This is a genomic window from Sphingomonas glacialis, assembly GCF_014653575.1.
Classification (GTDB): Bacteria; Pseudomonadota; Alphaproteobacteria; order Sphingomonadales; family Sphingomonadaceae; genus Sphingomonas; species Sphingomonas glacialis.
The window spans coordinates 1-19,555 of sequence record NZ_BNAQ01000004.1; the positions used below are offsets into that span (position 1 = coordinate 1).

The window sequence follows — 19,555 nt, forward strand, 5'->3', positions numbered from 1 at the left end:
CTGTTCGGCAGCCATGCTGGCCGCCTTCAGGCAGAAACTCCACTTAGAAGCCTGTCCAGATTTGCCGAGCCACCTCTTTTCCTCGCCGGAGGTTCGATCGAAAGCACGCAGCTCACGCTCCCGATCGTCAATGGCATCGGGAAGCCGCGGGCGCTTGGCATTGCCCAGATGGTCGATAATTTGGCCGACCGTTGCATTCTCGCGCAGCGCGATCAGTGTATCCATCGCCTTCGCCCAAGCTTCTTTATCGCCGTGTCCGCGCAGCAGAGGCACATTCGAATTCAGCGCTTCGAACATCTCACCGAACTTCCGATTGGCATAGGCGTCGCAAGCCGGCTCAAGGACATCTACAAAATAGGCGATGTGGGGATGTTCCTTCTTCGTAAAGGCCTCATTGTAGCGGAACGCGCCCGGGAGGCTGGAATATCCCTGCTCGTTCGCCAGCACGCGATGCGTGAGCATCAGAATCTTCGTCTTGTCAGACGAGAGATCCCAACCGCTATCGGTCAGGCTTTGTTTCACACGCTGAAGCGTGTCATGCCCAACGTCCGGTGGGAGATCGCCGCCCCAATGCGCTCCTGTTTGCCGCTGTCCGATCCAGTTGTTGGTATGAAACACCCGGACTTCGCCGGGAGCATTCAGGTCTTCCACAAACTGCGGAAGCTCCGGTCGCATCCGGTTTAGAGAATCGACGACGATGCTCACCGAACGGAAATTGGCTTCTTTCCCGATCTCTTTGACCGCGGCGTGCTCCAGCTTGCCGCACCCATCACCATAAATTTTCTGCCAATGATCTCCGAAGAAGCCGAATAGCGGCGAACCCGGCTGGCCCAGAAAATGCGTCTTGATGGCTTCCACCCAATCAGCATCGGTGTCCTGGTATTCGTCAATCAGGATGATCGGATACCGATCAGCCATCAATCGGCGAAACTTGGCATTCTCCATCAATTTGATCGTCAGCGGGGTGACATCGTCATGGTGGATGGTGACCTTGCGCTCTTTGATGGAACGGTGCCCCAAGCTGTATTCAATAGTCCGGTCGCCCAACCCTCCCGCTTCGGCAATCCGCTCCTGCCATATGGGTATCTCCGCGATCAGTTCCCGAAGCTGCCTCTGGAACCCGCTGATCAACGACCAGCAGAAGGCATGGTTTGTTTCGCAAAGCACGAGCGGGCTGCGGTCAGTCCTCGCTTCAATTTCCGCCTTTGCCACGTTCGTGAACGTGATGCAGGCGATTTGCTGACTTCGGCGCGGCATCGTCTTGTGATGCCGTTCGATCAGGAAGCGCAACGCTTTCACGAGTGAGTAGGTCTTCCCCGCACCGGCGCCGGCTTCCAACCGGAAGCTCTCGCCCGCTTCAAGGCAGGCATAAACCGCTTCGAGCGCTTTGCGGCTCGCAATCTCAGCCGGGGATTCAGCCATTGGCTGCATCCCCAACATCGGCTGCGTCAGCGGCTGCGGCCTCAAGGGCAATAGCTAGGACAGGATCGGCGGCGGGCATGTCGTCTGCGGCCAACCATCGAACCCCATCGAGAAGATATCTTGGCGCAACCCAATCGGTATCGGCAATCGCATAGGTCAGCGCAAAACTCGATTTCTTGTGACACGCAGCTTCTTCTCTCGCCGCCAGTTCCAGCTCGTCCGGAGTTTCGCCGGTCAGCTCGAACTTCGCCGCATTCGCTAGGATGAACGCATCTTCGAAGGTTCGCCCGCACGGGCCATCGGCCACTTCTGGACATTGGTAAGCGATGCGATTCCTGCCTTTGCGCTTGTTCTCATCGTTCTTCGCTTTCAACCCGTCCAACGTGAACGGATTGTCGCCTGAAAACCAGGACTTCAGACAGGCATTGCTCGACGTTGTTCCCAGGTGAACGGCGCAGGCGGTTCCGCCCGCCACCAAGACCGAGTCGAGGTCCGTCACGATCAGAGATCGCAATTCGAGAAATTCTAGGAGGTCGGTGAAGATGTGGGCATAGGCCCCGCCAACTTCCATGACGGTTATATATTGCGTCGAAAGCTTCGGCACGGCAGGTTCTGCCGCTTCGAGCTTTCCGACGACGACCGGCAGCATGAGGCGTTCGCTTAGGCCTTCCACCAGGACCGCCTTGTCCGCGAAGAAGAGATCGCAGCGGGTGAGGGTCAGATACTGGTGCAGGAATTGTTTTTCCGGTTCCGGCTTGCCCGCGAGCCCTTCACGGAGGTCTTTGATCTTGGTCTGACGTACACCGGCCTGTGCACCCGGCGTGTCGGCACCGAGGAAGAAACGAATGCTTTCAAAGCCGGCCTCGTTGGCGATGTGCGATGAATGCGTCGATACGACGAACTGCACCGGCCACGGCGCGGCGTCGTCAGCGCCATCGGCGAGTTGTTGCGCGATCTTCGCCAGCCGCCGGATGAAGACTTCCTGCATCTGTGGATGGAGGTGTGCCTCGGGCTCCTCGATAAAAATCAGATGGACACCCGGCGCGATCGGCTCCGCGCGGAACGCCTTGTAGAAACCGACAAGCTGCAACAGGATGAAGATGAGATTGCGGACGCCAAGGCCATTGTAGGACTCTGGCAGCGCCACGCCATTGTATCCGGCATAGCGGACCTTGGTGAAATTCGAGAGCAGACGGCGAACGTCGAGCGTGGTCTCCGTATGCAGTTCCTGACCGCCAAGGCCGGGATAGCCAAAACTCTGCAGAGTCGGCAGCAACTTTTGGAGCTGCCCGCCGAAATTGTTGTCCATCTGGACCTGGATGTCTTGCACGGCCGACGTCAGGGCGTCGGCGATAAGCTTGTCGCCGGGTTCGGCCATTTCCGACGCCGCGGTCGAGAAGAGCCCCTCGAGCACCTTTGCGAGAACATCCGATTCCTTGGATGTCACATCGTCGAGACCCCGCTGAGCGTTGATGAAGCCGGTCTTGACCAGATGGCGCAAAGCGACCGGCTGCATTTGACGTCTGTTGTCGGTATCGTTCGGGTCTTCAGCCCAGATTTTTGTGGTGAAGTTCGCCGGAATACGCTCGCGCAGCATCCTGAAAAAATCCAGCCTGGTGTCGGGGGTCAGTGGATGATCTGGCTGACCTTCAAAGAAGCTGGCTATCCCGCCATCCTTCAACTCATAGCGGATCACCACCAAAGCGTCGCCGCAATCGGGGACGAGATCGATAACGAACGGTGCCAATGGCCCCAGCTCTGGCTGCGCCGGATCATAGCGAAAATGCAAACGAAGCTCGATTGTGGGAAGCAGCGCCCGAATTGCGACCTCTTCCGCGTCGTTCAGATGCGCTTGGTGCGCGTCACAAAATCCATCGTAGCTTGCGCTCGAAAAATCCTCCAACTGGAACGTAGTGCTTCCATCCGTCAGAAGGCGGCGCATCACTTCCGAAAGCGATGTTTTCCCGCTGTTATTCCGCCCGACGATTACAGTCGTCTTCTCTTCGAGTGCCAGTTCAGCATCGGCGAGCAGTCTGAAATTCTTCGTTCTAATCTTGTGGATATGCACTTTCGCCCCTCTCCGCGTCATCGCTGAGAAAAATAAACACTGAAGAACTCAATAGTTCATATGCTCCATTCTATCATAGCATTGAAATCGCGATCGGAAAGCAACGGTCGAGGGAACCTGATTGGCTGTCCACATCGATCATAAACGCATGTTCAAAGCGAGCGGTTTGACGCCTGCGGGCAAGCCCGCACCGCGCTCTATTTCGCATGCCTGGCTGCGCGGCTTGCTCCACCAAGCCGCCTGCGGTGTCTCGGCCTGTCGGTGACGATCGCTGTCGCAAGCGCAGTCCTTTCGGCCTGCGGGTGATGAGCGGGATTTTCTAAGGTCGCGCTCTGTCCCGCTTTGCTCCTAAGGGCGCGGCGTCTTTGTGCTGACACGCTGGCGCTCTTGCCTCTCTCCTTTCCGGACGCCCGCGATCGGTCTGCGCTGCGTCCCTGTGCAGGGGCTGCGCTGTCGCGCAACAACCGGCAGGGACTTGCTTGCCGCCGCAGGCCGTCCGTCGGCGTCGCGCCGTGCAAGGGTGCCGTTGTTGGTGCCGCTTGGCGGCTGTGACGCCTGCCGGCTTCGTTGCCTGTGAGTGAGGGAGCCTGACGGCTCCTTCTTCCTGATTGGGTGGGAACACCAAGGGCTTTGCCCTCTCGTTCCCAAAGCAGAATAGCCGCCCCCGAGTGGCGGTCGCTGCGCGCCCGCTGGCCCGCGCCAGGGCGTCGATTCAGCTTTCCCTCCCCCTCCGATCCTCGCCGGAAGGCAGGCCGCATGTCGCAGCCAGTGCGGCTTTCTGCCGAAGGAAGGAAGGTTTCAGATGACCGATTTGCTGTTGGGGTATCGCGCTTGTGGCGCAGAATCCCGTGACGATTATTTGCGCGATATCGCCAACGAGAACGGCTTGCCGCTGGAGTGTGTTCGCAAGATCGCCGACCGGCTTGGCGAGCGCGAGGACTTCGGGGCGCTTGTCCTGATTTGCGAAGAACGCCACGGGCGTCGCGCCCATCTTGGACAGGGGCGGGTGCAGTGAGCGCCGCCGCCCCAACCACCAGCGCCACCGCGCAGGAGCAGACCGCGCGCATTGCCCGTTTGAACGATCAGGCACGGCAAGCGATGGGGGTTGCTTGCACCGCCGTTGCCACAGTCGGTTTTCGGTCGCTGCCCGATGCCGATCAATCATTCGTTCGCGAGTTGATCGAGACGTTCGACGCCTTCGACGACGACAACGACCCGCACGGCGAGCGGGATTTCGGGACGATCTACCAGCTTGTCTGCGGTCGCTGGACGACCGAGCGTCCGCAGTCACGCGATGACGAGCGCGAACGGGTGTTCTGGAAACTCGATTATTACGACCGAGCGATGCGGTTCGCCAGCGACGACGCGGCGAATCCTGCGATCACGCGGCGCGTCCTGACCATCATGCTTTCCGATGAATATTGAGTGGAGCGACGCCCCATGAAACGCAAAGCCTTGCCCACCGTCGCAGCGCCCGACCCCGATCAGATCATGATGGCGGGTGTCGCGCCGGTCAGCGTGGGCGAACGGCTTGGCTGGCTTGCCGAGCAGCCGATGCAGCCCCGCCGTGAACAGCGACCGCTCGACATCGGGTTTTGGGACCCGATGCGAAACCAGATCGAAATGTTCTGACACCCCAAAAATCAATCAATTACCCGATCAATAAATCATTCAATCAAGGATTACGACCATGACCCTACAAACCGTCAAACTCTCGCAGCTTCGCCTATCGCCGCTCAACGTGCGGCGCGTGAAGCCCAAGGCCATCGACCAGCTTGCCGCCGACATGCTGGCGCACGGCCAGTTGCAGAACCTTGTCGTTTACGCCGAAGGCAATCGCTTCGAGGTTGCTGCCGGGGGCCGACGCTACCGTGCGTTCAAGCAGCTTGAGCGCGCCAAGGCGATACCGGCTAGCCACCCGGTCAGCGTGGACGTGCGCGACAAGGCTGAGGCGGTCGAACTGTCCTTGGCCGAGAATGTGAGCCGCGAGGATATGCATATTGCCGATGCGGTGATCGCTTATGGCGATCTTCGCGCCGGGGGTAAATCGCCCGAGGATATTGCGGCACGGTTCGGCGTGGCGCTGTACTACGTCAAGAAGGTGTTACGACTGTCGGCCTTGCACCCCGATGCGCTTGCCTGTCTGGCGCGCGATCAGATCGGCATGGAGGCGGCACAGGCATTGACCCTGACCGACGACCATGACCGCCAGCTGGAGGCATTGAAGCGGTTCGGCAACAGCGGGCATCAAATCCGGCGGATGCTGACCGAAGAGAAGGTCGGCACGACCAGCGCGCTGTTCCTGTTTGTCGGGCATGAAGCCTATGTCGCGGCGGGCGGGACGATCACCGCCGACCTGTTTGCCGAGGACGGCGACGGTTATGCCGACGCCCCCGAACTTGTCGAAACGCTGGCCACCGCCAAGATGGCCGAGGTCGAAGCGGGCTACCGTGCGGAAGGGTGGAGCGATGTGCGGGCATCGCTGCAACGCCCCGACGACTATTACAGTCTTGTGGCTGTCCATGCCGAGGGCAAGCGCGAGCCGACCGAGGCCGAACAGGCCGAGCGCGCGCGCATTCAGGACGCCGCCGACGCGAGGGCAGCCGAACTTGGTAAGGGCAATCAGTGGGGCGACAGGGTGTTCAGTGGCTTGGAGCGTGACGCTCGCATCCTCGAAAACCGCCTGTGCGTGTTCACTGACGCGCAGAAGGCCGACAGCGCAATGGTGCTGTTTGTCGGCAATGGCGGCGAGATTGAAGCCAAGGCCATCCGCACCAAGCGGATTGCCAAAGGCGGAAGCGGCGATGCACTTGCCATTAAACCCGACTATTCGGGTGCGATGATCGAGACGCTATCGAAGATCAAGACGCTAGCGGTGCAGGAGGCAGTTGCGACCAATCCCGCGCTCGCGCTCGACATCTTGCTCGATTGCCTTGTCGGGCAGGGCATCCATAGCGAACCGTCCTATTACTCGCCGCTGTCGCTTCGGCTCGAAGGCTTCAACGCTGGCGTTCCCGACGACATGATGACGATGGCCGAGATCGCATCGGTCGATGAGATCGGCGGCAGCGACTTTGCCGCCGTGCCCGAGGTCAACCGGTTCGCGGCCATTCAAGCGATGGACCCTGACGCGAAGGGCCGGTTGCTGGCGTTGCTTGTCGCGCGCCAGATCAACGGCGGCGAGCCGTCCGGTTCGCGCCGTGACCGTCGCCACCAGCGGTTCGACCAGATCGCGTTCGCCAGTGGCGTCGATATGGTCGCCAAGTGGCAAGCGCCGGTCGCCTTTTACGACCGCCTCAAAAAGCCTGTGATCGCCAAGATCATGACCGAGGTGCTCGGCAAGCCCGCCGCCGACAATTGCGCCAAGATGAAAAAGGGCGAACTTGCCGCTGCTGCCGCCGAGCGGATGGCGGGGAAGGGGTGGCTTCCGCCCGCGCTTGTGATCGCGGAGCCGCCCGCCGAGGTCGCGCAGGAACGCGCCGACTGCGATGACGATGAAGAAGGCGACGACGGTGAAGACGCCGCGTTCGACGAGCAAGAAGCAGCTTGAGGGTCGAGAGGGCGGGCCGAAAGGCCCGCCCTCGTTTTATTGATAGGGCGCGCGCGGCCCGTCCTGTCGGACGGGCGCAGGCCGATCGTTCCGACCGGCCCGCAATCGGCACGGCAGCTTATAGCTGCCGTGCCGACTTCCGCGCGAAGCAGTAGGAGTCAGGCGGTTTTAGAAGTTTTTAGACTTCTGGACCCGCCCAATTGTCGCCATTCGACGTGTCGATCAACGATCTTCAAAATTGCCGCTAATTGGGGTATTGACCAAGCTAATCTGCGTCCTTGCAAATGGTCACAACCTCGTCCGTATTGTCAGTCGGGCGTTGATCGGCGCCCCAGTGGAGATATTGTTGTTATCGTACGCGTCAGAGAAATACCGGGTATTAGTCAGATTTTCGACGTTTAGTTGGACTTGGGTATGCTCCGAAACGCGGTAGGATAGCGCCACATCGAGCCTAGTGAAGGCCGGCAGCAATGTGGTGGTGGGCTCGGTGCGGATCGCTGCAAACTGGGTCGATTGGTGGACGACGCCTGCGGCCAGTCCAATGCGTGGATTGAGCTGCCAGTGTGCCCAGAATGAGGCGCGTGCGCGTGGCGTTTGCGCGAGACGGACCGAGTCGTTGCCGCGCAGCCGAGCGTCGAGCCAGGTGTAACTGGCGCTCACGTTCAGTGTCGGCAGCAGCTGCCCTGTCACTTCGGCCTCGACCCCCTCGGTTCGGGTCGCGCCGATGTTTAGCAGCAGGAGCGGATTGTTTGGAGCGGGCGTGGTCGCGTTGGTTCGGTCGAGGCGAAAGGCCGCGATTGTTGCGATGAGCGCGCGGGTCGGCTGCCACTTCGCACCGATTTCATAGTTCTGATAGGATTCGGGTTCGAGGTTACGCTCGTCGGCGGTCAAGCCCTCGACAAACTGATCGCCCGAGCGCGGCTGGAACGAGCGAGCGTACGATCCGTACAGACTGACCTTGTCGGTTGGCTTGAGCACAACGCCCAGCCGCGGCGAAAATTTGCTGTCGGTGCGCGCAAATGGACGGATCGGCGCAGTAGTGAGGTCGTTCCCGTTAAACGCGAACCTATCCCAGCGCACCCCTGCGATCAGGTCGAGCCAAGGCGCAAAGCTGATCTGATCCTGCGCATATAGCGAGAAGAAATCGACCTGAGTACGTAAGTCAAAGGCAACTTCGTCGAGCGCCACCGCAAAGGGCGCAGGGGCCAGCACCGACACTGATCCAGGGGTAACAATCCCGTCCACCTCACGCCCCGAGCTTTTCTGAGACCCATATTCCGCACCAATCAGGAGGGTATGTGAGACGCCAAACAAACGACGCTTTGCCACGATGTTCGACTGGACGATCCAGTTCGTGCGATGTGTCTGGTTGGCATAAGCCGCAAGCGCTACCACGCCAGTGGGAGAGGTCGCCGGAGCGTCCGGATAAACGTTGGCGTAGGACTTGTCGTAGGCGGCATAGCGCGCAATGCTTGACCAGGTGACGTCGGGGGCAAGTTCGCCATCTAGCCTGGCCGTCGTGATGTCGGCGGCGACATTGGCAGAATTGAACCCAGGCAGGCCGAAGAAAGTTTGGCGCCTGCCCGGAAGCGGCCTGTTTGGGCCACCTGAGACCTCAATCGAGGGCACTCCACGATCGGCGACACGCGTGTCGTCGACATGCTCATAGGCGATTCCGGCCCGCCAGCTGGGGGCAATTTCGACCAGTAGCTGCGGATTTACCGCCCAACGGTCGCCGCCAAAATTATCGCGATGATTTTCAAGATGTTCGTAAAACCCATCTATGCGTGCCGCTGCCGCGCGGCCGAGCGGCAAGTTTAGATCCAGCCCAGCGTCGGCACCCCCAAAACTGCTAACGCCAGCTTGCACCGCGCCTTGAGTCAGCCCGAGCTCAGGACGAAGGGTCACGCGATTGATGACCCCGCCCCCGCTGCCGCGGCCAAATAGCAGCGCATTTGAACCCTTGATCACCTCGATGCGGGAAAGGTTATAAAGCGGGCGAAAATATTCGACGTCGTCGCGCACGCCATCAAGGAAAAAGCTCGCGGTGGTCACCTGCCCGCGTATCGCAATCTGGTCGGTATTGCCCTCTCCCTGTCCGACAGTGACCCCGGGCACATATTGAAGCGCATCGGCGATACTGCGGAATCCTCCGTCGGCTATGCGTTCAGCGGTAACCACACTGATTGTCTGTGGCGTGTCTTTCAGTGGAGTATCTGTTTTTAGCGCGCCTGCGGTGTCGGCCTGATAGGGCGCATCGCGTTTACCGGTTACTACAATCGTCTGGTTTTGCTCATCTTTATCAGCGGCAACTGCGGGGAGCGGCAGGATCGACGCGACGACAAGGAGGAGATGGAAACGGGGCAAGAGCGGACCTTTCAAACCAGCCAGCAGCGGTAAGTACCGGCGCGATCCTGCTATCGCGAATGATTATCAATTGCAAGTTTGAAGTGTCACTGTGCTTAGCTCACCGAGCCGGACCTCATTGGCACGTCGCCAATGCCCTCGCCGAAATCGGCGAGTGGGGCGGCGCGACTGCCCAGCGGCAGCGCGAGATTCTTTGCTGCATGCCGGAGCGGCTGGCGCAGCTTGCCGCTGGGCTCCCGGTCCCGCTCTGATCGTCGATCTGTCTTCGTCGCCAACCCAATCCGCAGGCTCGACCGATCATCGTCCTGAAAATGCCGCTGCAATTGTTGCGGCAGATGGCGGTGAAGGTTCGGAGTTCGTGGCCTTTCACCCCGATCGAGCGTGCTGGTGGACAGCCAGTCTGTTCCAGCGAGAGCGGCCTAGCGAAACCGTATGGAACGGTTGAACTGGCCCGTGGTGTGACTTTGCAGACCACGATGTCGATGCGGCCAGAACCAATCGCGCGAAGGTTCAGCATGTCTTCTTCGTGCCCAGGGATGGCAGAGCGATTTCCTTGTTTGCCGGTTTCGTGGCCGCGCGCGTCGCCTCATACGATCAAGCAAAAAACCGGACGCCCCTATTGCCCGCCAGGGCGGGCGGGGCGTCCTACGGTTTCCCCGCCGTGTTTCACCGGCGCGGAGCCTCCGTTTTTTGGTTGGATCGCGGCTCCTTCGCGGCCCCCTTGAAGACCGTCAGGAAATCACCCTGCAATCCAAGACGGAGTAAGACCCATGCAGAACATCGCAGAATTTCGGATCATCGGCCGCATCGGCAAGATCGAGGTAAAGGAGAAGGTCACCTATCTTTCGGTGGCCTCGAACTACAACCGCAAGGACGGTGACGACTGGAAGACCGACGCCCACTGGAACAGTGTCACGCTGTTCGACAAGCTCGCCAAGCGTCTGACCGCGGGCAAGGGCGACCTGGTGCACATCACCGGGCGCGTTCGCCAGAACCGCTATGAGGCGGGGGGCACCACGCGTTACGACGTCGATCTGATCGCCGACGGGATCGCGATCCTGGCGAAGAAGGACGGCGGCCCCGCCGATGACGAGAAGCAGGACTGACCACCCAGCGGGGCGGCTTTGCCGCCCCGCTTCTTTTTGTTGCTCCGTCTGAAAGTCGGTGCTGGATCTTTGCAGGTCGGTCGATGGAGGCTCCATCGTCTGGCGTTCGGTGTGCTTGCTTTTTGTTTCGGTGGTGGAAGGGTTGGGCACTGTTTTTCAAGCGATGAATTATCGAGACGGATAATCGCAGTGCTTTTCGCTTTCGATCATATCGCTACCGGCACAATATTCTCCGAGCATTGGACGCCTGATTCCTAATAACCGAGATGGCTTGTTTTGGGGCTTCTTCGGATGCGGAATTTGGAAACCTGTTGCCGACTGCCCTTTCGCTATTTCGGTTGTCGTACTTTTTACTTTAGTTTTTAAAGTAGGGTTTGTGTGATGGCAGGATAAGCTATACGGCGTGTCTTGTATTACGTTTCCAATGGTGCCCATGGGAAAACGAATGACATGACCACAAACCCACCTGCTCGAACCGGTCCCAGGATGACGATGCTGACCGCAAGGATCGATGCCGAAACGCTCGCGGCATTCGATGTTTTTGCCGAAGGTCGGGGCGGTCGGAGTGCGGTCTTAAGGCAGTTGATCGAGCAAGCCGCGCAAGCGAACGCCGATGCGCCGCGCATCGAGCGGCGCGAAACGACGGCGACAAATCGCGTGTCGGTGCGCTTTACCGATGCCGAAAACGCTGTTCTTGAACACCGCGCATCGCAGCGGTCGACCGATCGCGCGGGCTGGATCAAGGCGCTGGTCCGGCGGCATCTCGGTTTGAAATCGCGTGTCGACGACGGACTTATCGCCGAGCTCGCGCCCATCCGAATGCAGTTGCTGAGGATTGGCCGCAATCTCAACCAGGCAATGAAGGTTGCGAACGCGAGCATGTTGCCCGATGGCGACAAGCAGATCGGCGGCGAGCTGCGACGTATCGCCGACATGCGGATGGAGGTGTCCGAGCAGGTTGCGGCCGTCGGCGACGCGATGCGTGGCGATATCGCCTATTGGGCGGTTGCCGACTGATGAGCTTGGAGTCGGCCTTGTGGGAAGCGACGCGGCCGGCGTTTCGCGTCCGCTATATCCATGATCCCGATGCGGTGCCGCGTCCGCCGCTCTATGCCAGTTTCGGCATTGCCGATGCGAAGAGCGCGCGTGCCAAGCTCGCGCGGGTCGTGCGCGGCGCGCCCGAGGTCGTCGTGAAAGTGACGGGTCGCCAGAAGGGCGGCGGCCATGTCAAAGCGCATCTCGATTACATCGGACGCAAGGGCGAGATCGATATCGAGACCCGCGACGGCGAAATCCTGACCAGCAAGGACGACATCGCCGAGCGTGCCGAGGAGTGGAGCGACACGCTCCAATGGCGGTCGCGGGCTACGGTGTCATCGGTGTCGATGGTCTTCTCGATGCCCGAGGGCACCGATCCCGATAAGGTTTTGAGCGCCGTCCGTGCCCTGGCCCATGCCGAACTCAGCGACAATCACGATTACGTCATGGCGCTGCATAACGACACGCCGCGCCCGCATGTGCACTTGTCTGTACAGGCCGAGGGGCTCGACCGGGCGCGCTTCAATCCGCGCCCGGTCCAGCTTAATCGGTTCCGCGAGCGCTTCGCCGAAGAGTTACGCGCGCGCGGCGTCGCGGCCGAAGCCACACCGCGCCGATCGCGGGGCAAGGGCGTTGCGGGATCGAGCATCGCGCTCGTCAAGCTGCGGGCGCGCTTCCGCAGCGAGGGCAGTCGTCAGATTTCCGATTCCGACCGGCGCACGAATGAGCAGGCTGTCGCGGTCGCACGCGGCCAGCAGACATTGCCCGAATTCATTTCGGCGGGGACGCGGCGTTGGGGCGAAATCCGCGTGGCTTATCGGCAAACTGCCGATGCGCTCGACGCGACCCGAAATGCCGACGACCGCAAGCTGGCGGGAGACGTGCGCAGTTTTCTCGACAAGCACGAAAGGCTGAACGCCACGCCCGAAGTCTTTGCCGCCCGCCATGCCGAGAGCATGAAGCGGGCGTTGCCAAAGCCCGAGGTCGCGCCGCCGGATCGCCCGCCGCGTGACAAGGGGCGAAACCGGTGAGTCTAACGTCGACCCATTAGCGGACTGTCGCCTTTGCAGTTGCCTCGGCGAAAAACGAACATCAATCGACCGCCATTGCTCGGATGGCCGTTGTTGGGAGTCCACAATGAAGTTTGCAGAAAAGGGATCTCAAATTGAGCAAGCCGCTATCGCTCATGATGCGGTCAAGCGAAAGGCCGTCGCCCAAGATCGACAGTGCAAACATCCGCTATTTCGATCATCCGTTCAATCGCTTCACGAGCGTCTTGCGTCGTTGCGATTGAACTAAAAACAGCGCGACGACCGAAAATCCTGCGCCCGCCAAAAACGTGACGCCTGCGCCGAGGTATTCCCAAACCACGCCAGCAATCACGCTTGCAAACAACATGGAGACGCCCGTCGCAAGATTGAACACGCCGAACGCCGAGCCCCGCAAATCGGCGGGTGCGTGGTCTGCGACGAGCTTGGCGAGAAGTCCTTGTGTCAGGGCCATGTGTGCGCCCCACAGTGCGATGCCTACGAACGCTCCGAGCAGCCCTGGCATCATCCCCAGCGACAAATCTGCTAGGATCAAGACGATCAGTCCCCAATTGAACAACACATGTGCTGGGACCCGGTCCGACAACCTGCCTGCCGGGTAGGCTCCGAGCGCATAAACGGCGTTCATCGCAACAAGAACAAGCGGGGCCAGCGCGATCGGGAGGCCCTCAGCGTTTGCCTTCAGAATCAGGAATGCCTCGCTGAAGCGCGCCAGCGTGAAGACGACACCAATGATGGTTACTTCCCAGAACGAACGCGGTAGTCGCTCGAGGTCGCGCCAGCGAACGGGAGGGCGTGCGCGTTCCGTCGCGTCGGGCGCGGTGCCTTGATCTTCGACGCCGAAGATGACGAACAGCACCGCGATGGCAGCGGGAATGATCGCGAACCAGAAGACCGAGCGGATGTTGTTCGTAAACACGATCATCAACCCGATAGCGAGCAGCGGCCCCAAAAATGCGCCGATGGTATCCAGCGACTGGCGTAAACCGAATGCCTTGCCACGAATTTCAGGCGGCGTGACATCGGCCACGAGCGCATCGCGCGGCGCACCGCGCAGTCCCTTGCCGATGCGGTCGGCAAAACGCGCACCGAGGACGACTATTGGCGAGCCCGCGATCGCGAACAAGGGCTTGGTCAGTGCGGCAAGACCATAGCCAATCAGGATCAGCGGTTTGCGCTTGCCGATCCGGTCCGAGATTTAGCCCGAGAACACCTTGCTGATCGACGCTGTCGCCTCGGCGATACCGTCGATCGCGCCAACTACTGCGACGCTGACGCCGAGCGTCACTGTTAAAAACAATGGCAGAAGCGCGTGGATAATCTCGGACGATAAATCCATAAACAGGCTAACGAATCCGAGCATCCACACCGCGCGTGGCACCGCTGCAACGGAAGGTTTCATACCCATGCCAAATCGTCGGACGATCGCTCGAAGCGTCCGAACGCCAGCGCGAGCGTTGGCAGCACGAGGAGATTGAGCACCATCGACGTGATAAGCCCGCCGAGAATGACGACTGCCATCGGACCTTCGACCTCGCGCCCCGGATCGCCCATTCCAACCGCCAGCGGCATTAGTCCAAGGGCGGTAACAAGCGACGTCATCACGATCGGTATCAGTCGGTCGCTTGCGCCTTCGATTGCCGTTCGAACGGTCCAGTCGCGCCCTTCGACAATAACGAGATGCTCGAAATGCGAGATCATCATGATCGAGTTGCGGAGCGTGATCCCGGCAAGCGTGACGAATCCGACGAGCGCACCGAGCGATAATTGCCCACCGGTCACAAGCACCGCGAGAACACCGCCAACCAGTGCGAAGGGCAGGTTGACGAGCACCAGTAGCAGATTGCGCCAGTTGCGCGTCACGACCGACAACAGCAGAATCACGCCGACGGCCGCAATAAGCGTATTGACGAGCAGGTCGCGGCGCGCGTCGGCTTGGGCCTGCGCGGTTCCGGCAAACGTAATATAGGTGCCGGCAGGCAGAACGACCTTGGCGGCGATCCGCGTCTTTGCAGCTTCGACAAACCTGCCAATGTCGGCATCGCCAACGTTCGCGGTAATCGTCTGGACACGGCGTCCACCGTCGTGACGAACCTGCTGACGGCTAGATGAAGGGACGATGTCGGCCAGTTGCCGGAGCGGAACATATACTCCACCCGGCGTGCGGACAGCCAATGCCCCGACGCTCGTCGGATCATTACGGCTCGCCGGGTCGAGCAAGGCGATGACATTGAACACACGGTCGCCCTCATAGGTCTGGCCGACGATGTCGCCCTGGAATGCGGTGCGAACCGCGTCGAGTATTTCGACGGGGGTCAGTCCCCAGCGTTGGACGTCGAGCGGGCGCAGGCGGATGCCAAGCTGGGGCAATCCCGGTGGCGCTAGCACTTGCACGTCGCCCGCGCCTGGCAGCCCGCGCAATGTCTCTGACACCTGCATCGCTTTTTGGTCCAGCACGTCGAGATCGTCGCCATAGATGTTGACCGCAACCGGCGCAGTCGTGCCGGTTAACGTTTCCTCAACGCGCTCGGTCAGGAACGTCTTCAACGACATGTTCGCGCCTGCAAAGCCGGCGAGCGTCTGGTTGATCGTGCCCTGGACCGCTTCGGAGGCTTCTCCCGACAATGGAACAAGGTCGATGTCGAGCTCGCTGTAGTGCGTCCCCCAGATGTCATCGGACTTCTGCGCGCGGCCCGCTCGTTGCGATACGGACCGTACTTCGGGAATCTGGCGCAACGCCTTCGTGACACGATTTCCGAGCGCGATCGACTGGTCGAGCGACGTGCCGGGCGCTTCCGACATATGGAGGATATAGTGACCCTCTTTAAGCTCGGGGATGAAACTGGTCGAAAAGAACGGCAACGCCGCGCAACCGACGACGATAACGACTGTCGCCCCGATGATGACCGGCTTAACCCGCCCGATCATTGACGCGAGCAGCGCTTCGTAGCGAGCTCTGCTGTAACGGGCGACCTTCGGATCATCGGTTTCGCCATGTTGGCCGCCGAGCCATGCCATGCCGAGTGCGGGTGTCACAGTGAGTGCGACGAGCAATGACGCTAGCACTGCGAGGATATAGGCAATTCCGAGCGGGGCGAACAGGCGTCCGGCAATGCCCGGCAGCGCGATGACGGGCAAGAATACCAGAATGACGGCGAGCGTCGCATAAACGACCGCGCTGCGGACCTCGAAGACCGCATCGATTACGACACGGCCGACCCAACCCGGTGCGGAGAGCGAGCGGTTCTCTCGCAACCGCCGGACGATGTTTTCGACACCAATCACGGCGTCATCGACGACCTCCCCGATCGCGATCGCCAATCCGCCGAGCGTCATCGTGTTGAGCGTGATCCCGAGCCAGTCGAGCAGCAGCGTTGCAGCAAGTAGCGAAAGCGGTATCGCGGTGCAGGCGATGGCTGCGGTGCGCAAATTGGCGAGGAACAGGAACAGGACGACGACGACCAACACGCCACCGAGCAACAAGGAGTGCTGAATGTTTGACAGCGCCGTCGCGATGAAATTGGCAGGCCGGAACAGGCCAGTGTGAAGCACAATCCCCTGGGCTGCGAGCGAAGGGCGCAATTCCTCGAGCGCAGCCTCGGCAGCGTGCGTTACGGTCAGTGTGTCGGCGCCGTACTGCTGCGTCACGTTGATAATGACGCCGGGCGTCCCCATGATCGACGCCGCGCCGATGGCGGGTTCCGGTGCTTCCACAACAGTCGCGACATCGCCGAGCGTTACGCGACCTGTCGCCGATGAAGATACGATCGTCCGGGCAAGTCCGTCGGCCTGCAAAACCTGCCCATCGCTCTGGAGGACGATGCGCTGGTTGTTGGTGTCGATGACACCGGCCCCGCGCAGTCCGGTGGCGTTGCGCGCAGCCGCGAGGACATCGCTGACCGCGACTCCGTAGCGAAGCAGCCGGTCGGGGTGCAATTGAATCTGGAGCGAGCGCGTTTCACCGCCGAAGACGACGGCATCGGCGACGCCGGGCACAGCGAGCAAGCTGCGGCGCACCGACCATTCGGCCGTGCTGTGCAGGGCCATCGGCGGAACGCGGTCCGATGTCAGCCCCAATACCAGGACGACGCTGGTCGAAGTCGTCAACGGCGTCAGTGTTGGCGCAGCGACGCCTTGCGGAAGGCTCTGTGCCGCTGTCGCCAGCCGCTCGGCAGCAAGCTGACGATCCCGGAAGACATCGCTCTTCGGTGCGAATACCAAAGTGACCGCCGACAGACCCTGGATTGAATTCGACCGGAGCGACTGGATGCCGGGCAGTCCGCCGACCGCTGTTTCGATCGGACGCGTGACGAGAAGTTCGACCTGTTCAGGCGACAGCCCAGGTGCCTCGGTCTGGATACTGACTTGCGGCGGCGCGAATTCGGGGAACACGCCGTATTGCGCATTTTGAAGCGCGAACAGGCCATAGACGACAAGCAGGCACGCGAGCGCGATGACGATGCCGCGAAAGCGTACCGCGAACTCGATCAAAGCACCTTGCGGACCTGTCGAGTGCAAGCCGCTCAATCCCCATCGCTTTCAGCAGGCGCGTCGCTGCGCAACTCTTCTGACAAAAGAAGTTGCGCACCCTGCGTCACCACGAAGGATCCGACTACGATCGAATCGACGCGGATGTTGCCGCCTGCGTCATGCTGTCCCGTCGCGATCTCCGTGCGTAGGAACGCGCCGTCAGCCTTGCGCAGATAAACCCATGACTTGCCCTGCCAGCTCACAACTGCCGATGCCGGGATTGCGACGCCGCCGCGCCCACCAGCCACGGGCAGTTGCACCGTGACGTTCATGCCCGGCACCAGTCCGCTCGATCCATCGACAACGTAATAGACACCGCGCCCCGGAACGCGTGGGTCGGCACGGGCGGCGGGCCCGAGAAGGCGCGCGTTCGCACGCACTCCGTCACCTTCGACGCTTAACGTCGACGGTGCGCTGGCGGCCGCCGGCGGAAGCGCTGCTTGGAGCAACAAAGCTCGCCGTTCGATCAGGGCTCGAACCAGTGCTGAACCGAGGCCCAAATTCGGCCCGAACTCTTGCCGCGCGCTGGCGCGCGATGTGTTCGCTTGAGCTTCAGCGGCACTGACGCCCGCCCGATCGGCGGCATATGCGGCTTGCGCCGCTTGCACCTGCGCAAGCGAAGCGTTCTGCGCATCGGCATAGAGCAACCGCGTCCGCTCATAGCTTGCCCGCGATGCTTCGGCACGCGCACGTGCCGCTTCTGTTTGCGCCTGACCCACTGCCCACGCGCTAGCAAGGTCAGTAAGTCTCGCCGTATCGACGATCGACGCGAACGTCGGAACACTGGTGCCAGCCGTGTCACTTGCCTCGACCCGCGTACCAACAATCCCGCTGCGTGCCATCGTCGCCACGTCGAGCTTGACGATACGCTGGCCATTTTCTGTGAACACTCGCTGCGGTGTCGCCACCGGGCGCTCGCGCTCGGCTTCGCGTCCGGCCTCGACGCGCACTTCGCCGACGGCCCAAAAGGCAATCCCTATCAAAACGGTGATAACCACGGCAGCGAGTATCAGCCGGAGGCGGGGGGGCATCGTCATCGCATCATCCCGTCATAGCCTGGAGCAGCAGGCAGCGCGGGTGTAAAAATCGGCACATGCAGCGCGTCTTCGAGCTGACCAAGCGCCGAGCGCTGTGCAACGAGCGCCTGTAGTTGCGAGGCGCGGCCGCCTGTAAATTCGATCTCGCCGGTCAGCAGCGTAACGCGGTCCAGCGCCCCCGCACGAAACACGCGAGCGTTTCGCTCCTTCCGTTCGGCTTGCTGCGCGGCGAGCCGGTCGGCGGCGGCGAGACTATCTGTCGCGGTCGCATAGGCAGCAAGAGCGCGGTCGATTTCACCGATGATTTGCGCCTGGAGCGCGGTAAAACTCGCCGACGCTTCACGGCGTTTTGCCTCCGCCTCGCCGATCGGTCCGCCATTGGCGTTGAACAACGGCAGATCCGACTGGACGCTCAACGAAAACTTGTTCTGGCCCTGATCATATTGATAGCCCGGTCCAATTGCGAAGCCTGGCAGGCGATTGGCCTGTTGGAGCGCCACTGTCGCCTGCGCCGCGCTATATCGCGCGAGGCTCGCCTGGATATCGCTGCGCGTCGTGAGCGCCGCCCGGCGTAGCGCGACAGGATCGAGCGGTAGCCTCGCGCCGTTTAGCGAACCAAAGTCCAATGTAACGCCGTCGAGCGCCAGCACCGAAATGCCGACCGCCGTCGCAAGCATAACGCGGGCATCGGCAACGTCGCGGATTGCATCGGTAACGGCAAGCACCGCTGTATCGCGGCTCGCGCGCTCGCGCGCCAGATCGAGCGCCGATACTTCGCCGACTGCCAAACGGCGCTCGACGAGGGCGCTCAGATGGGCTTGAAGATCGCGCCGCTCGCTCGCAAACGTGACGCGCAGCTGGGCGCTCCACAAATTCAGCAACGCCGCGCGCACACGCCCTCGCACTTGCCAACTCGCGGTAGCAACGTCGAACTGCGCTGCCTCTGCCAGCGCCTGGGCCTCGGCGGTCCGTGCTTCGCGTTTGCCAAACAGGTCGACGAGCAGAGTGATCGCGGTTCCGATAGTCCAAGCGGTCGGGTTCGCATTGCTGGTATTGAACTGCGGCGTGAGGTTGAAGATCGGATTGGCGCGTTGCTTGGCGGTGCGGGCCGCCGCCCGCGCGACCGCAAGCCGCGCATCGGCGACTTCGAGATCGGGATGGCGATACACAGCGGCGAGCGTCAGTGACCGCAAATCCCAGCGTCGTGCGACCGGTTTCGTCGCACCCGACGCAGCCAAGAAGGCCAGCAACTGCGGATCATCAAGCGATCGCGCGTCGAGCGAAGCTGCACTGACACCGGGCTTTAGCGGTGGAGCCGGCAAGGAGGCGCAGCCATTGGCGAGCAACGACACCAACACGACCATTCCAGACCTTCGTCTTGTCAAAAC

The 19,555-nt window shown here is 61.2% G+C and carries 15 protein-coding genes; 7 read left to right on the forward strand and 8 right to left on the reverse strand.

Annotation, left to right across the window (positions count from 1 at the left end; translation table 11 throughout):
- Together IE187_RS13440 and IE187_RS13445 are read right to left on the reverse strand one after the other, a co-directional pair.
- The coding region (locus IE187_RS13440) for a UvrD-helicase domain-containing protein (RefSeq protein WP_189676680.1) at positions 1-1,422 on the reverse strand (1,422 nt) is incomplete at its 3' end.
- The gene (locus IE187_RS13445; RefSeq protein ID WP_229839406.1) at positions 1,415-3,490 is read right to left on the reverse strand and encodes an ATP-dependent nuclease; all 2,076 of its coding nucleotides are present in this window, start codon (positions 3,488-3,490) and stop codon (positions 1,415-1,417) included. The genes IE187_RS13440 and IE187_RS13445, both read right to left, overlap by 8 nt.
- 802 nt (positions 3,491-4,292) lie before the next feature.
- On the opposite strand from IE187_RS13445, the gene IE187_RS13450 reads away from it, so the two are divergent.
- The 4 genes from IE187_RS13450 to IE187_RS13465 are packed head-to-tail and all read left to right on the forward strand — an operon-like array spanning position 4,293 to position 7,040.
- Positions 4,293-4,505 carry a hypothetical protein gene (locus tag IE187_RS13450; RefSeq protein WP_189676682.1) on the forward strand — a complete coding sequence of 71 codons (213 nt, stop codon included), beginning with the start codon at positions 4,293-4,295 and terminating at the stop codon, positions 4,503-4,505.
- Positions 4,502-4,915, forward strand: coding sequence for a DUF3768 domain-containing protein (locus IE187_RS13455; RefSeq protein ID WP_229839407.1), 414 nt, complete (start codon positions 4,502-4,504; stop codon positions 4,913-4,915). Before IE187_RS13450 ends, IE187_RS13455 begins: the two co-directional genes overlap by 4 nt.
- Before the next feature lie 15 nt (positions 4,916-4,930).
- Positions 4,931-5,122: a hypothetical protein gene (locus IE187_RS13460; protein WP_189676683.1), complete on the forward strand. Its 192-nt coding sequence runs from the start codon at positions 4,931-4,933 to the stop codon at positions 5,120-5,122.
- Between the two features lie 58 nt (positions 5,123-5,180).
- Positions 5,181-7,040 (forward strand): ParB/RepB/Spo0J family partition protein, encoded by a 1,860-nt coding sequence (locus IE187_RS13465; RefSeq protein WP_189676684.1) that lies wholly within the window; start codon positions 5,181-5,183, stop codon positions 7,038-7,040.
- A gap of 288 nt (positions 7,041-7,328) precedes the next feature.
- On the opposite strand, the gene IE187_RS13470 is transcribed toward IE187_RS13465, so the two are convergent.
- A complete protein-coding gene (locus tag IE187_RS13470) occupies positions 7,329-9,407 on the reverse strand; it encodes a TonB-dependent receptor (protein ID WP_189676685.1) in 2,079 nt (692 codons plus the stop codon).
- A 770-nt stretch (positions 9,408-10,177) separates the two neighbouring features.
- On the opposite strand from IE187_RS13470, the gene IE187_RS13475 reads away from it, so the two are divergent.
- The 3 genes from IE187_RS13475 (at position 10,178) to IE187_RS13485 (ending at position 12,582) form a co-directional block, all read left to right on the forward strand.
- Positions 10,178-10,513: a single-stranded DNA-binding protein gene (locus IE187_RS13475; RefSeq protein WP_189676686.1), complete on the forward strand. Its 336-nt coding sequence runs from the start codon at positions 10,178-10,180 to the stop codon at positions 10,511-10,513.
- A gap of 492 nt (positions 10,514-11,005) precedes the next feature.
- Positions 11,006-11,530: a hypothetical protein gene (locus tag IE187_RS13480; RefSeq protein WP_189676687.1), complete on the forward strand. Its 525-nt coding sequence runs from the start codon at positions 11,006-11,008 to the stop codon at positions 11,528-11,530.
- A gap of 149 nt (positions 11,531-11,679) precedes the next feature.
- Positions 11,680-12,582: a relaxase/mobilization nuclease domain-containing protein gene (locus IE187_RS13485; protein WP_189676688.1), complete on the forward strand. Its 903-nt coding sequence runs from the start codon at positions 11,680-11,682 to the stop codon at positions 12,580-12,582.
- A 217-nt stretch (positions 12,583-12,799) separates the two neighbouring features.
- Here the strand turns inward: IE187_RS13485 and IE187_RS13490 are convergent, their stop codons facing one another.
- The 5 genes from IE187_RS13490 to IE187_RS13505 are packed head-to-tail and all read right to left on the reverse strand — an operon-like array spanning position 12,800 to position 19,525.
- Positions 12,800-13,798: an MFS transporter gene (locus tag IE187_RS13490; protein WP_308435287.1), complete on the reverse strand. Its 999-nt coding sequence runs from the start codon at positions 13,796-13,798 to the stop codon at positions 12,800-12,802.
- Positions 13,799-14,008, reverse strand: coding sequence for a hypothetical protein (locus tag IE187_RS21375; protein ID WP_229839408.1), 210 nt, complete (start codon positions 14,006-14,008; stop codon positions 13,799-13,801).
- Positions 13,999-17,127, reverse strand: a complete 3,129-nt coding sequence (locus tag IE187_RS13495; RefSeq protein WP_189676689.1) for an efflux RND transporter permease subunit — start codon at positions 17,125-17,127, stop codon at positions 13,999-14,001. Before IE187_RS13495 ends, IE187_RS21375 begins: the two co-directional genes overlap by 10 nt.
- Positions 17,124-18,167 carry an efflux RND transporter periplasmic adaptor subunit gene (locus tag IE187_RS13500; RefSeq protein WP_189676690.1) on the reverse strand — a complete coding sequence of 348 codons (1,044 nt, stop codon included), beginning with the start codon at positions 18,165-18,167 and terminating at the stop codon, positions 17,124-17,126. The genes IE187_RS13495 and IE187_RS13500 overlap by 4 nt, the downstream gene beginning before the upstream one ends.
- The gene (locus tag IE187_RS13505) at positions 18,164-19,525 is read right to left on the reverse strand and encodes a TolC family protein (RefSeq protein WP_189676691.1); all 1,362 of its coding nucleotides are present in this window, start codon (positions 19,523-19,525) and stop codon (positions 18,164-18,166) included. Before IE187_RS13505 ends, IE187_RS13500 begins: the two co-directional genes overlap by 4 nt.
- Positions 19,526-19,555 lie beyond the last annotated feature (30 nt).

Bases quoted from the DNA above. Each gene is read 5' to 3' on its own strand.
- IE187_RS13500 (WP_189676690.1), bottom strand. From the start codon at position 18,167: ATGACGATGCCCCCCCGCCTCCGGCTGATACTCGCTGCCGTGGTTATC.
- IE187_RS13475 (WP_189676686.1), top strand. From the start codon at position 10,178: ATGCAGAACATCGCAGAATTTCGGATCATCGGCCGCATCGGCAAGATC.
- IE187_RS13460 (WP_189676683.1), top strand. From the start codon at position 4,931: ATGAAACGCAAAGCCTTGCCCACCGTCGCAGCGCCCGACCCCGATCAG.
- IE187_RS13465 (WP_189676684.1), top strand. From the start codon at position 5,181: ATGACCCTACAAACCGTCAAACTCTCGCAGCTTCGCCTATCGCCGCTC.
- IE187_RS13450 (WP_189676682.1), top strand. From the start codon at position 4,293: ATGACCGATTTGCTGTTGGGGTATCGCGCTTGTGGCGCAGAATCCCGT.
- IE187_RS21375 (WP_229839408.1), bottom strand. From the start codon at position 14,008: ATGGGTATGAAACCTTCCGTTGCAGCGGTGCCACGCGCGGTGTGGATG.
- IE187_RS13480 (WP_189676687.1), top strand. From the start codon at position 11,006: ATGCTGACCGCAAGGATCGATGCCGAAACGCTCGCGGCATTCGATGTT.